12 protein-coding genes are annotated in these 13,948 nt (G+C 63.4%); 10 read left to right on the plus strand and 2 right to left on the minus strand.

All coding sequences use genetic code 11. The annotated features are described in order from the left end of the window. Positions 1-39: 39 nt before the first annotated feature. The 3 genes from B5V02_RS25940 (at position 40) to B5V02_RS25950 (ending at position 2,970) form a co-directional block, all read left to right on the plus strand. Complete coding sequence (locus B5V02_RS25940; protein WP_111547193.1) at positions 40-1,026, plus strand: ABC transporter permease; 987 nt, start codon at positions 40-42, stop codon at positions 1,024-1,026. A gap of 3 nt (positions 1,027-1,029) precedes the next feature. Next, complete coding sequence (locus tag B5V02_RS25945) at positions 1,030-1,821, plus strand: ATP-binding cassette domain-containing protein (RefSeq protein WP_111546901.1); 792 nt, start codon at positions 1,030-1,032, stop codon at positions 1,819-1,821. 126 nt (positions 1,822-1,947) lie between these two features. Next, positions 1,948-2,970, plus strand: a complete 1,023-nt coding sequence (locus B5V02_RS25950) for a LacI family DNA-binding transcriptional regulator (RefSeq protein ID WP_111546902.1) — start codon at positions 1,948-1,950, stop codon at positions 2,968-2,970. Between the two features lie 339 nt (positions 2,971-3,309). Here B5V02_RS25950 and B5V02_RS25960 read toward each other — a convergent pair whose 3' ends face one another. Then, the gene (locus tag B5V02_RS25960) at positions 3,310-3,900 is read right to left on the minus strand and encodes a TetR/AcrR family transcriptional regulator (RefSeq protein WP_111546903.1); all 591 of its coding nucleotides are present in this window, start codon (positions 3,898-3,900) and stop codon (positions 3,310-3,312) included. Positions 3,901-4,146: 246 nt separating this feature from the next. Between B5V02_RS25960 and B5V02_RS25965 the strand changes: the two genes are divergently transcribed. The 3 genes from B5V02_RS25965 to B5V02_RS25975 are packed head-to-tail and all read left to right on the plus strand — an operon-like array spanning position 4,147 to position 8,738. Further along, complete coding sequence (locus tag B5V02_RS25965; RefSeq protein ID WP_111547195.1) at positions 4,147-4,401, plus strand: hypothetical protein; 255 nt, start codon at positions 4,147-4,149, stop codon at positions 4,399-4,401. Further along, a complete protein-coding gene (locus B5V02_RS25970) occupies positions 4,395-7,571 on the plus strand; it encodes an efflux RND transporter permease subunit (RefSeq protein WP_111547194.1) in 3,177 nt (1,058 codons plus the stop codon). Before B5V02_RS25965 ends, B5V02_RS25970 begins: the two co-directional genes overlap by 7 nt. A 15-nt stretch (positions 7,572-7,586) precedes the next feature. Then, positions 7,587-8,738, plus strand: coding sequence for an efflux RND transporter periplasmic adaptor subunit (locus B5V02_RS25975; RefSeq protein ID WP_111546904.1), 1,152 nt, complete (start codon positions 7,587-7,589; stop codon positions 8,736-8,738). Positions 8,739-8,759: 21 nt separating this feature from the next. Here B5V02_RS25975 and B5V02_RS25980 read toward each other — a convergent pair whose 3' ends face one another. Then, the gene (locus tag B5V02_RS25980) at positions 8,760-9,692 is read right to left on the minus strand and encodes a LysR substrate-binding domain-containing protein (protein WP_111546905.1); all 933 of its coding nucleotides are present in this window, start codon (positions 9,690-9,692) and stop codon (positions 8,760-8,762) included. A gap of 103 nt (positions 9,693-9,795) precedes the next feature. On the opposite strand from B5V02_RS25980, the gene B5V02_RS25985 reads away from it, so the two are divergent. The 4 genes from B5V02_RS25985 (at position 9,796) to B5V02_RS26000 (ending at position 13,783) form a co-directional block, all read left to right on the plus strand. After that, complete coding sequence (locus tag B5V02_RS25985; RefSeq protein ID WP_111546906.1) at positions 9,796-10,584, plus strand: HalD/BesD family halogenase; 789 nt, start codon at positions 9,796-9,798, stop codon at positions 10,582-10,584. 116 nt (positions 10,585-10,700) lie between these two features. Next, on the plus strand, positions 10,701-11,438 hold the full coding sequence (locus B5V02_RS25990) for a GntR family transcriptional regulator (RefSeq protein WP_111546907.1): 738 nt from the start codon (positions 10,701-10,703) through the stop codon (positions 11,436-11,438). Between the two features lie 52 nt (positions 11,439-11,490). After that, complete coding sequence (locus tag B5V02_RS25995) at positions 11,491-12,597, plus strand: mandelate racemase/muconate lactonizing enzyme family protein (protein ID WP_111547196.1); 1,107 nt, start codon at positions 11,491-11,493, stop codon at positions 12,595-12,597. A gap of 1 nt (position 12,598) precedes the next feature. Then, a complete protein-coding gene (locus B5V02_RS26000; protein ID WP_111546908.1) occupies positions 12,599-13,783 on the plus strand; it encodes a mandelate racemase/muconate lactonizing enzyme family protein in 1,185 nt (394 codons plus the stop codon). Positions 13,784-13,948 lie beyond the last annotated feature (165 nt).

Genomic DNA, 13,948 nt, shown 5'->3' on the forward strand with positions numbered 1-13,948 from the left:
GTTCGGGGCTCAGCCTTTCCAATCATATCGCAGGTGCTCGTGGAACATCGTTCGCTCATCCAACGCCTGATCGCGCGGCCTGAATTCGGCCCCTTGGTCCTGCTCGTCATCGAGATCGCCGTTTTCTGGAGCATCAACCACGACTTCCTGTCGCCGCAGAACATTTCGAACACGCTGGCCTTCACGGTCGAACTCGGCCTCATCGCGCTGGCGATGACACTGTTGATGACGTCGGGCGAGTTCGACCTTTCGGTCGGTTCGTTGTTCGGCTTCTCTCCGGTGCTGATGTGGACGCTGTTCAACAGCGGCCTCACGTCGCTTGAGGTCGGCTTTGTCGCAGCCCTGCTGGTCGCCGCCTTCATCGGGCTGGTCAACGGCTGGTTCGTCACACAGCTCAAGATCCCGTCCTTCCTGGTGACGCTCGGCATGCTGCTGGTGGTGCGCGGCACCGCCCTTTTCGTCACCGACGGTTTTCCGCAGCGCACCTGGAGCGCGGAAGGCAGCTGGCTGGCCGAGGCGCTGGTCGGCGACTTCTTCATCGGGCCGTTCCGCATCTACATGTCGCTGTTCTGGTTCATCGCCGCGGCCATCGCGCTCGGCTATGTCCTGACGCAAAGCCGCACTGGCAACTGGATCCAGGCGGCCGGCGGCAATCCCAATGCGGCGCGCGCCCGCGGCGTCAATGTCAGCGGCGTCAAGATCGGCCTGTTCGTGCTGTCATCACTGATGGCCTCGCTCGCCGGCGTCATCTCTTCGCTGCGCACCTCGGCGGCTAACCCCAACAGCGGCACCGGGTATGAGCTGGAAGTCATCGCCATGGTGGTGATCGGCGGCACGGCCCTGACCGGCGGGCGCGGCACGATCATCGGCACCGTGCTCGGCATCCTGATCCTGCGCGTCATGCGCAACGGCATCGTGCTGATCGGCGTGCCCGGCCTTGCCTACAACATCTTCATCGGCGCGATCATCCTTGGCATGATGGCGCTCCATTCATGGCTGGAACGCCGGCATCAGGCAGGGACTTGAACCATGGCCGAGCCACTGATCCGCATGCAGAACATCCGCAAGTCCTATGGCCGCGTGCAGGCACTCGAGGACGTCAGTTTCCATGTCAATGAACGGGAGATCGTCGGCCTGCTCGGCGACAATGGCGCCGGCAAGTCGACGCTGATCAAGGTGCTCTCAGGCGCCGTTCCGCTGACCAGCGGCGACATCTTCATCCGCGGCAAGAAGGTGAGCTTGCGCAACACCAGCGACGCCATCGCCCACGGCATCGAGACGATCTATCAGGACTCGGCGCTGGTCACGCAATTGTCGATCGCCCGCAACCTGTTCCTCGGACGCGAGCCGATCAAGCCGCCGCGCTTCCTCAACCGGATGGACCAGGACGCCATGAACACGGTCGCGCGCGACCTGCTCAAGCAGGTCGGCATCTCGAAGAACATCCCGCCAACGACACCGATCGGCTCACTCTCCGGCGGCGAGCGCCAGGCGGTGGCGATCGCGCGCGCCATGCATTTCGACAGCGACCTCATCATTCTCGACGAGCCGACCAACAATCTCGGCGTCGCCGAAACGCAGGGCGTGCTGAGCTTCGTGCGCAACGCCCGCGATTCCGGCCATTCCTGCATTTTCATCGCCCACAACATCCACCATGTCTTCCAGGTGGTCGATCGCATCGTCGTCATGCGCCGGGGCAAGGTGGTTGCCGACGACATCGATCCGAAGAAGACCAGCGTGGCGGAAGTCGAGCGGATCATCACCGGTATGTCGGACAAGGAAATCCGCGATGCCATCGCAGATGGCAAGCCATCGCACTGAGGAAGGGCCGAAGCCGTCCTGTCGAGGCAGCCGAATAACCGTCCGGCTGATGGGCGGCAATCAGCCGTCACCTCAAATCGCATCGCTCGTCTGGCGCGGCATCGCATCGGCACATAGGGTTGCGGCATGAAAGCCACCGTCTCGGATATCGCCCGTAACTGCGGGCTGTCGACCGCAACGGTCGACAGAGTGCTCAACAACCGGCCGGGCGCGAGTGCCGCCAACCGGCAGCGCGTCATGGAGGCCGCCAAGCAGCTCGGCTATCTGCCGGTCGCCGATCAGGTGACGCTGCCCTCGCGGCCCGCCCATCTCGAATTCCTGCTGCCGATCGGCAGCAATGCCTTTATGCGCGATCTCGCCGGACATATCGAGGACTACGCCGCGCGGCTGCCGCTTGTCGCCTCGTGCCGGATCCACAACCTCGCCGGGATCTCACCGAACGCGCTGCAGACCGCTGTCGAAAACCTCTCGCTCAGGGCCAATGGCGTCGGTGTCATCGCCGTCGATCATCCGCGCACGCGCAACATCCTGCGCGACATCGTCGACGCCGGCATGCGCCTGGTGACGCTGGTGTCGGATGTTCCGGCAGCACCGCGATCGGCCTATGTCGGCATCGACAACCGGGTGGCGGGACGAACGGCGGCGCTGTTGATGGGCCGCTTCCTCGGCGGCCGCACCGGCCATCTGGCGATGGTCGTCGGCTCGCGCTCCTATCGCGGTCATGAAGAACGCGAAATGGGTTTTCGCTCGGTGCTCAATGAAGAGTTTCCCAACCTGACCGTCAGCAGCGCCGTCGAGATCAACGACGAGCCCGACGTCAGCTATGCCGAGACCATGAAGGCGCTGCACAACGAGCCCGAACTGCTCGGCATCTATTGCGTCGGAGCCGGACACTCGGGCGTTGCAAAGGCGATCAGGGAAGCCAGGCCCAACCGCAAGCCGGTGTTCATCTGTCACGATCTCACCCGGGACACCCGCGGCTATCTCGTCGACGACCTGCTCGATGTCGTCATCGACCAGAATGCCAGGCTGATCGCCGAACAGTCGGTCATTCGCCTGCTTGGTTCGATTGCATCCTCGGCGCCCTATCTGACGCGGAAGTTCATCGAGCCGCGCTTGATCTTCCGGGAAAACGTTCCGGTACAATGAGGCAAGCTGAGCTTTTCTGGTCACACTCGACAACTTTCGCGGGTGATACAGCGAATCTGCACAGCTGCTATGCACGATCCACGATTGCCGAATCGTTAGGCACGTCATAGCTTCTGGTTGTCGGCCATCTACTCCTCCCAGATGAGATGCCGACGCTGAGTGGGGTGCACCTCCTCCCGCGCCACACTCGAAATCGAGCCCGCTGCCACCTCCTCCCGGCAGCGGGCTTTTTTCGTTCCAGTCGGCGACGGTTGCGGCGTTGCTCACGCCAGAAGACGTGAGGCATCGTTCGTTCTCGGTCACGAGATCGAATAAGGGCCGTTAGCTACTGCGGAGAATTCAGCCGGCTGCAGTGCCCCGGAAGGAAACGATCAGCCCTTCCGCCATGCGGACAAATTGCGCGCTGGGGCCTTCCGTACCGACACTTTGAACACTGACACGGGCGCCTTCAAGCAGAAGCGACAGCGTATCGGCGAGCAGTTCGGCCTGGCCGATGCCGGCATCCCGGCACAGCGTCACAAGGCGATCGCGCTGGGCCTCCTTGAGTTCCTTGATCACGCGCCTGGCCGGATGATCGGTTTCGCTCAACTCGATGGCGGCGTTGGCCATGTCGCAGCCGCGGCCGTCAGCCGTCAGGCAATCAGCGGCCATGCGAACCCAGGCATGCAGCTGCGCCAGCTTGTCGCCGGGGTGCTCGATTTCGAACTTCTCCCACATTGCACCAGCCTTGCAGGCAGTGGCGCGCAGGCATTGGATGATGAGATCGTCCTTGGAATCGAAATGACGATAGAGCGTCATCTTGTTGGTTCCGGCGGCCTCAGTGATCGCGTCGATGCCGACGCCCTTGATGCCATGCTTGTGAAACATGTCCTGCGCCGTCTCCAGGATCCTGTCCCGGGGGCGAGCGCGTTCCACAGTGCCGTCTTCCATCAAAACCTCCTTGGTTTCCCAAAAATCCCTCGGTACGCCTCTTGACTAGGGTGTTACCGGTCTGTAACGTCACGAATGTTACTTACTGGTAACACCTATGTCGCCTTCCGTCAATCACAAGACCGTGAACTGGTCCTACCAGATAGAGATGGGCGAAAAATTACAGGTCATGCGGCTTGGGCCGGTGAAGAGATGAAAACGGTTCGCGAGCATGGGCTGCGAACCGACAAGACAAGGAGCCGGCCAATGCCACAGCGCCGCGATCTTACCATAGATGAAGCCGTCCGGGATCCGATGATCCGGCTGGTCATGAAAGCAGATGGCGTCGACCCGCGCGCCTTCGAGAGGATGCTGCGCTCGCTCGCCGATGCGCAGCGCCGCGAGGTGTCGCTGCTGCGTTCGCTGGAAGAGCCCGGTGATGGGCGCGGCCAAAGGCTGTCCAGGGTTGCCAGCGCCTTCGGCAAGGCAAGAGCAGCCGGGGAGGCGTGCGTGTCGTGGTAAACTTTTTCATCCACCGTCCGATCTTCGCCTCGGCGATCGCCATCATCATGGTGCTTGCCGGGACGATTTGTTATTTCCTGCTGCCCGTTTCGCAGTTTCCCGACATCACACCGCCGCAGGTCGTGGTCAGCGCCCATTATCCGGGCGCCAGCGCGCAGGTGGTGGCCGATACGGTGACAACGCCGCTGGAGCAGCAGATCAACGGCGTGCAAGGCATGACCTACATGTCGTCGACGAGCTCGAATGACGGCTCCTCGACCATCACCATCACCTTCGATGTCGGCTACTCCCTGAGCACCGCCGCCGTCGACGTCCAGAACCGCGTCTCGCAAGCGGCCTCGTCGCTGCCGGCGATCGTCAACCAGGGCGGCGTGACGATCAAGAAGCAGAATCCGAACTTCGTCCTCATCGTCAACCTGACCTCGCCGGACAGTTCCGTCGATCCGGTGGCGCTGAGCAATCTTGCCTATCTGCAGGTGGTCGATCCGCTGAAGCGGCTGCCCGGTGTCGGCGACGTGCAGATCTTCGGCGAGCGGCGCTATTCGATGCGTGTCTGGCTCGACCCGGACAAGCTCGCCAATCTCGGCATCACCGCCGTCGACGTCCAGAACGCGATTGCCGAGCAGAACGTCCAGGTGGCGGCCGGCAAGATCGGTCAGTCGCCGGCCCCGGCCGGCACCGCCTTCGAGATGCAGGTCAACGCAGTCGGCCGCTTGAGCGATCCCAAGGAGTTCGGCGACATCGTCGTGCGCGCCAACACGGATACCGGCTCGCTGGTGCGGCTGCGCGACGTCGCCCGCATCGAACTCGGCGCGCTGCAATATTCCTCGTCGGCGTTCTTCGGCAAGGATCCGACCGTGGTGCTTGCCGTCTATCAGATGCCCGGCTCCAACGCGCTCGATTTGCAGCAGCGCGTCAAGGACAAGATGCAGGAGCTGTCGGGCCGTTTCCCGAAGGGCGTCTCCTATGCGATGCACTACGACACGACCCGCTTCGTCTCGGCGTCGATGCATGACGTGCTGATCACGCTCGGCGAAGCACTGGTCCTCGTCGTCGCCGTGGTGTTCATCTTCCTGCAAAGCTGGCGTACGACGATCATCCCGACCATCGCCATTCCGGTGTCGCTGGTGGCGACGCTCGTCGTCATGGAGATGCTTGGCTTCTCGCTGAACATGCTGAGCCTGCTCGGCATGGTGCTGGCGATCGGCCTCGTCGTCGACGATGCCATCGTCGTGGTCGAGAATGTCGAGCGACAGCTGGAGGCCGGGCTCAAACCGCTGGCGGCGACTAAGGCCGCGATGGCCGAGGTCACCGGTCCGATCATCGCCACCACCGCCGTGCTGATGGCGGTGTTCGTGCCGGTCGCCTTCATTCCCGGCGTCTCCGGCAAGCTCTACAACCAGTTTGCGCTGACGGTGGCGATCTCCGTCGGCATCTCCGCCTTCAACTCTTTGACATTGAGCCCCGCGCTCAGTGCCGCCTTCCTGCGGCATCGCCAGCCAACGCAGTTCGTGCTGTTCCGCTGGTTCAACACAGGCTTCGACCGGTTGTCGCATGCCTATGCCCACGGCGTGCGCATTCTCATCCGCTTGCGCTGGATCATGCTTGGGCTGTTCGCGGCCGGACTGGTCGCGACCTATTTCGTCTGGCAGCGCCTGCCCTCGACCTTCCTTCCGGTCGAGGACCAGGGCTACTTCTTCGTCGTCATCCAGCTGCCCGACGGTGCTTCGCTGGAGCGCACCGACGCGGTGGCGAAGAAGGCGCGTGACATCCTGCAAGCGACCCCCGGTGTCGACATCGTCGGTTCGATCAGTGGCCTGAACTTCCTGACCAGTGCGGCGCAGTCGAATTCGGCGGTCGAATTCGCCATCCTGAAGCCTTGGGAGGAGCGCAGTCCCGACCAGAGCGCGTCGAAGCTCGTCGCCGACGTGCGCGGCAAGCTGCTGCAGATTCCGGAAGCCTTTGCGCTGAGCTTCGATCCGCCCTCGATCCCCGGCATCGGGACCACGGGCGGCTTCGAATTCGTCGTCGAGGATCTCACCGGCCGCGGCAGCTCAGCCCTCAACGATGCGACGCAAGCCGTGATCGCCGAGGCGCGCAAGCAGCCGGAGATCAATCCGCAGCAGCTGTTTTCGCCGTTCTCGACCTCGACGCCGCAGTTCAACTACGACCTCGACCGCAGCAAGGCGAAACTGCTCGGCCTTAACCTGCCGGATGTGTTCAACACGCTGCAGATCTATCTCGGCTCGCTCTATGTGAACGATTTCAACCTGTTCGGCCGCACCTTCCGGGTGACCATCCAGGCTGACAAGGATGCACGTGCGGGCGCCGCCGACATTTCGCGGCTCTATGTGCGCAATGCCTCCGGCGGCATGGTGCCGTTGAGCACGCTGGGCAAACTCGTGCCGTTCGTCGGCCCGGAAACCGTGCCGCATTACAACAACAACGCGTCGGCCTCGATCAATGGCGGTGCCGCTCCGGGCTTCTCCTCTGGCCAGGCGGTCGCCGCGATGGAACGGGCCGCCGCAACCGCGCTGCCCAGGGATTTCGGTTTCGAATGGACCGGCATCACCTTCCAGGAGCTCAAGGCAGGATCGATCGCGTCCGTCGTCTTCGGCCTCGCCATCGTCTTCGTCTTCCTGATCCTGGCGGCGCAGTATGAGAGCTGGGCAATGCCGTTCATGGTGCTCTTGGCGGTGCCGCTCGCTCTGTTCGGCGCGTTCGCGGTGCTGTGGGCGCGTGGCATGCAGATCGACGTCTACTCGCAGATCGGCTTCGTCATGCTGATCGGCCTGGCGGCCAAGAACGCCATTCTGATCGTCGAATTCGCCCGGCGACGACGCGAGGAGGGCCTCAGCATCGTCGACGCGGCGATGGAGGCAGCACGGCTGCGGCTGCGGCCGATCCTGATGACGGCCTTCGCCTTCATCCTCGGCGTGCTGCCGCTGATGTTCGCCACCGGCGCCGGTGCCGCAAGCCGTCAGTCGATCGGCACCACCGTCTTTGGCGGCATGGTCGCGGCGACCATCCTGTCGCTGGTGTTCGTGCCGGTCTTCTACGCGGTCATCGAACAGCTGCGCGAACGCCGTGGCAATGACGAGCCCACCGCTGAACACACTGAACCAACTGCCGAAACCGCCTTCCCTCCCCTGGCGGAAGCGGCCGAATAAGATTGGAGACTAATCATGCGTAAATGGAAAATCGCGTTGGGAACGGCTGTCGCGCTGGGAGCGATCTCGGTGGCCAGCGTCCATCTGCTCGACATGGGCAATGTCAGCCTCAATGCCGGCACGGCTGGTGCGGCGCCCGCGCCTGCGGCGTTCGTCATGCCGGTGCCGGTGGTCAGCGTCGTCAAGAAGACGATCCCGATCTACCTCGACTATGCCGCGCGGACGGAGCCGATCCGTAACATCACCTTGCAGGCCAGAATTCCAGGCTATCTGCAAGAGCAGACCGCTGCTGACGGCGTCGACGTCCGCCAAGGCGATCTTCTCTACAAGATCTCACCTGATGACTTCCAGGCGGCTCTCGACCAGGCCAGGGCGCAGGTGCAGCGCGACACGGCAACGCTCGACTATGCCCGGTCCAATCTCGGCCGCGGCACCGAGCTTGCCAAGAGCGGCTATCTTGCCAAGGACGGCTTCGACCAGCGCACCAGCACCTTGCGCGAGGCACAGGCATCGCTGGCACTCAACCAGGCGGCGGTCCGCACGGCCGAGCTCAATCTGAGCTATGCCGAAATCCGCGCGCCGTTCCCCGGACGCCTGGGGCGCAACCAGGCCTCGGTCGGAACGCTGGTCAGCGTTGCCGGCACCGTGCTCAACACGCTGGTGCAGCTCGATCCGATCTACGTCACCTTCAATCCGAGCGAGACGGATCTGGCCGAAATCGAGCAGGCCCGTGCGGCTGGTCCGATCGAAGTCGAGGTCCTGCTTCCCGGCCAGACCAAAGCCAGCCAGAAGGGTGAACTCACCTTCATCGACAATTCGGTCGACCGTTCGACCGGCACCATCACGGCACGGGCGACAATCGGCAACGGCAAGTTCACGCTGCTGCCGGGCCAATATGTCCGTGTCCGGCTGCATGTGAAGCAGCAGGCCGATGCGCTGATGGTGCCCCAGACGGCGCTCGGATCGAGCCAGCTCGGCAAATATCTCTACGTCGTCGGCAAGGGCAACACGGTCGACCAGCGGCTGGTTTCGCTTGGCCCGACCAGCGGCGACCAGGTGGCGATCCTGACCGGCGTGGCCGAAGGCGATCAGGTGATAACAGGCAATCTGCAGAAGATCGGACCCGGAATGCCGATTTCTCCGCTGCCGGAAAAGCCGGCCACCTGAACACCCCCGTCAGGTCCGGCTTCAGCGCGGCGCCCCGACCTGCCCACAGGTCGCGGGCGCCGCTTTCGTGAGCAGCTCGACCAGACCCGCGACATCGGCACGGTCGGCCTTGGCCGGCGGCATGAACGCGCAATAGGGATGCCCGAGGCGGACCGAGACGGATGAGAGCGCGATCAAGCGGCCTGCCTCCAGATCGGCGCGCGCCATGACCCGCTGGCCAAGGGCAATGCCCAGACCCAGCCTCGCCGAGGTGATTGCCAGGCTGGACAGGCCGACGCGCCGCCCATGCGACGGGTCGGGCGAGCGACTGCCGCCGGATGCCGCGAACCAATCGGCCCAGGTCGGGTGCGAGGCATAATTCGGCCCCCAATTGGTGTGGATAAACAGGCTTTCATGCAGATCCGCCAGACCCGGATCGCCATTGCCATGCCTGTGCCAGAATTCGGGCGCGCAGACCGGCAAGACGTCATCATGGACAAGCCGGACGAGCTTCAATCCGGGATAGTGATAGTCGCCATAGCTGATGCGCAGATCGATGTTCTGGCGCATCAGGTCGACCGGATCGTCCTCGACCCGGACATCGATCGCCATCTGCGGGAAGGCATCGAGAAGCTCGGCGAGCTTCGGCGCCAGCCACAATTCGGCCAGCGAGAACGGCACGCTGACGACAAGGCGCGTCCGCAAGCCGCCTTCCAGCATACGCTGGCCGATCGCCGCGATGTCGCCCAGCGCCCGCGCGGTCTGCGGATAGATGGCGTGGCCGGCGTCGGTCAGCGTGATGCGGTTGCCGCTGCGCACGAACAACTGCTTGCCGAACCAGGTTTCGAGATTGCGGATCTGCTGGCTCACCGCCGCCGACGACACGCCAAGCTCGGTCGCGGCCAAGGTGAAGCTGCCGGCGCGCGCCGCGACCTCGAAAGCCTTGATCGCATTCAGCGGTGGCAGCCGTTCCACATCGATCTCCCAAAGTTTTTCTTGCCCAATCCTAATTATTTTCCGCGTTGAGAGAAAGATTTTTTTGTCGTCTCATAGGCTCAGAACCTCGGAGCTTATAACCATGAAAGACATCCTCGATCTCGACCGCTATCCGCTCGACCGCGAAGGCAGCGCCGAATGGAAGCGCCTCGTCGAACAATCCATCGCGGCGCTCGAAGCCGACGGCATGTTCAACCTCGAAGGGTTTTTGCGGCCTGGCGTCGCTGAAAAGGCCGTGCAGGAAATCCAGCCGGTCATGGCTGCGCGGTCGCATGTGCACAAGCGCATGCACAACATCTATTTCAAGCCTGACATCCCCGAGCTTGCGCCCGACCATCCGGCGCTGCGCAAGGTCGAGACCATCAGCCACACCGTCTGTGCCGACCAGATCCCCGGCAGCGTCGTGCTCGCCATCTACGAATACGAACCGCTGCTGCGCTTCCTGGCGGCGGCGATGGGCAAGAGCAAGCTGCATGTCATGCAGGATCCGCTGGCGCGCACCAATGTCATGGCCTATCGCGCCGGCGAAGCGCTCAACTGGCATTTCGACCGTTCGGAATTCACCACCACCCTGCTCTTGCAGCAGTCGCAACGCGGCGGCGACCTCGAATACCGCACCGACCTGCGGTCCGACGACAATCCGAACTATGAGGGCGTCGCCAAATTGCTTGAAGGGCGTGACCCCGAAGCCAAGATCCTGCGCATGAAGCCGGGCACGCTCAACGTCTTTCGCGGCAAGAACACCGCGCATCGCGTCACCACCGTCGAAGGTGAGCGCGAGCGCATGATCGCGGTGTTTTCCTACTACGAGAAGCCCGGCGTCATGTTCAGCGACGAGGAGCGGGTCGGTTTCTACGGCCGCGCGGCCTGACAGCCAGCCGGTTGAAGGTGCACCCAACATGAGGCAATCGAAAATCCGAAAATGACCTCTTGTTAGATTGTCGGCAATCTGCTTGTCTTGCTCTCGGTTTCATTGGGAGTGGCCGAATGGGCAAAGCGGATTTCAGTCCGATCGCGGACACCACGCGCCGCGCCGAGATCGTCGCGCTGTTGCGGCGCGCGATCCTGACCGGCCAGCTGGAACCGGGCCAGAAGCTCAACGAGCTCCGGATCTCCGAACAGATGCGCGTCAGCCGCGCGCCATTGCGCGAGGCGATGCGCGAGCTGGTGCAGGAAGGCATCCTGACCAGCATTCCCTATGCCGGCACCTTCGTCATCGATGTCACCGCCAAGGACATCGACGATGCCTATTCGTTCAACAAGGTGATGGACGAATTCGCTATCGAGCAGACCTGGCCGCTGCGCGACCAGCGATTCTTCGACGAGCTCGACCGTCGCCACGAGACGGTGAAGCAGGCGACGCGCGCGCTCGACACCACGCGCCAGATCGAGACCGCGCTGCAACTGCACGGGCTGATTTATGAATGGGCCGATAATTCGGTGCTGCTCGATACCTGGCAGCGGCTGACCAGCCGGCTGCAGATGTATTTTGCGCTCCACCAGCATGCTCGCAACGAGCCGGTGCCAGCCGAAGATGTGCACGAGACCTATGTGCAGTTGCTGAAGGGCAAGGACATGCTCGCCGCGCAGCGCCATGCCAGGGAGCATATCGGCCTCGATTTCGAGGAACTGATTGCCTATGCGCGCAGCCTCGAACAGCGGACGTCCAAGGGCGGCAGAGCCGATCGCGCCAGCCCGGCGCGCAGCGGCCCGGGAGGCAGCTGAGCCCGGTCAGTCTGGCAGCCCCATCCCGACATAACAGACAATGGACAGACACGTGCAGATCGAAACCATAAAAGCCTACCATGTCGTGCAGCCCTTCGTGGACGGGCCCTACCGCATGTCCAAGGGACGCGTTGCCAACGCCTTCGATGCGGTGATCGTGTCCATCACCGCCGACAGCGGTTTGACCGGCTGGGGCGAGATGGCGCCGCTCGGCAATTTCTACTCACCCGCCTTCGCTGCCGGCGTTCGTGCCGGCGTGGTCGAGATCGCGCCGCATCTCATCGGCCACGATCCGCGCGGGCTGGCCAGCATCGGCCGGCTGATGGATACGGTGTTCAAGGGCCACCCCTACATCAAGTCGGCGCTCGACATGGCGTGCTGGGATCTGGCGGCGCGCGCCGCCGACGTGCCGCTGGTCACTCTGCTCGGCGGCCAGGAGAGCGAGACGGCGGAACTCTACAAGGTCGTCACCCACGGCAGCGTCGACGCCATGGCGGCATTGGCGAAGCGGATCGTCAAGGACGGCTTCCACCGGCTGCAGGTCAAGGTCGGCGGTAATGTCCATGACGACATCGAGCGCGTGACGGCGGTCGCCGCTTCGGTGCCGAAAGGCACGGTTATCTTCTGCGATGCCAATGCCGGCTGGACGCCCTACCAGGCGCGCCAATTTGCCGATGCGACACGGGCCATTGACTACACGTTCGAGCAGCCCTGCACGACGATCGACGAATGCATGTCGGTGCGCCGCTCGCTCGACAAGCCGATGGTGTTGGACGAATCCGTCGCCTCGCTCGATGACATGCTCGATATTCATCGCAAGGGTGCCGCCGACGGGCTGACCTTGAAGATCTCGCGGCTTGGCGGCGTGACGAAAACGCGGCAGATCCGCGATCTCGCCGTCGACCTCGATTTCATGATCACCGTCGAGGACACTGGCGGTGCCGAGATCGACACCGCGGCAATGGCGCATCTGTCGCTGTCGACGCCTGAAGAACGCCGCCTGCATGCCATCGCCTTCCACGAATGGGTGACGGTGCGCACGGCGTCGAACAAGCCGCCGGTCACCGGCAGCCGCATGGGCATTCCGGATGGACCGGGTCTCGGCATCGATGTCGTTCCCGACCTGCTCGGCGCGCCGTTCTTCGAGGTCGGCCGCTGAGATGAAAATCCGCAGCATTACCGCGACGCCGATCAACCTGCGCCTCGAGGCGCCCTACGCCTGGGTGTTCGGCGAGCTCGACGGGTTTTCGCCAACCATCGTCGAGGTCGAGACCGAGGATGGCTTGATCGGCCTCGGCGAAGCGCCGACACCGGCGGCGGCCGCGATCATCAATGATGTCCTGGCGCCACGGCTGGTCGGCCGCGATGCCTTCGACATCGCCGGCGCCGAGAATGTCTGCCTGCCCTACTGGACCGGCGTGCAGTCGATCAACGACCGCACCCGCATCATGGCCTTCGGCGCCATCGAGATGGCGTTCTGGGACCTGCGCGGCAAGGCGTGGAACCGGCCGCTCTACCAGTTGCTCGGTGGCGCCGTGCGTAAGGACATCCCGTTCACCGACTATTTCTCGCAGCGCGGCGACGGACCAAAGGTGAAGGGCGAGACGACGCCGGAAGAAGTCGCCGAATATTGCGTCGAACTGCATGAGACCCATGGGACGACCTTCTTCGAAGGCAAGTTTTCGACGCAGGATCCGAAAATCTCGCTCAGGATGGTCGAGCTGATCCGCAAGAAACTTGGCGACGATGCGATGATCCGCATCGATTCCAACCAGGCCTATTCGCTGGCGACGGCGCGTCGCCTTGCGCGGCCGCTGGAGGAGCTGGGCGTGCGCAACTGGGAGGACCCGGTGGCGACCATCGAGGAGATGCGCGAGTTGCGGCGCCATTGCTCGATCCCGTTCTCGACCCACAACATCGACATTGCCCGCGCCATGGAAACTAAGGTTCCGGACGCCTTCGTCGGCAACCCGACGACGCATGGCGGCATCGGGCGCCTGCTGCGTTTCGTCGGCGCCTGCGAGCACGCCGGCATCGATTTCTGGTGCTACAGCGGCGACAGCGGCATCGGCAGCGCGGCCTATCTGCATCTGTGCGCGGCACTCGGCTGGATCAGGGAGCCGAACCAGTCGCTGTTTCGCATGCTGCCGATGGATGTCACCGAGGAAGGGCCATTTTCGCCCAGAAACAACGTCGTGCGCGTGCCGGAAGGCCCCGGTCTCGGCATCACGTTGTCGCGGGAAAACCTCGCCGCCTGTCACAGAGACTTTACCGAGAAAGGACCGTGCAACAAGTATCATGACCCGGCAAAGCCCGGAACCTATCGCCGTTTGCCGCTGAACTAGATGACGGCAGGCGACCAAGACAAGCGGCCAAGAGACGAGAAGCCAACCGCCGCGACTTCGGTCGGGAAGGTTGGACAAAGACGGGTGAAAGCAGTGCAGCCAAGAATCCGGCGCATCCACGCCAACGACTGGATGGACCGGGCAAAACCGCATGCTACAGTCCGG

Source organism: Mesorhizobium kowhaii (assembly GCF_003253745.1).
GTDB classification, from domain to species: Bacteria; Pseudomonadota; Alphaproteobacteria; order Rhizobiales; family Rhizobiaceae; genus Mesorhizobium; species Mesorhizobium kowhaii.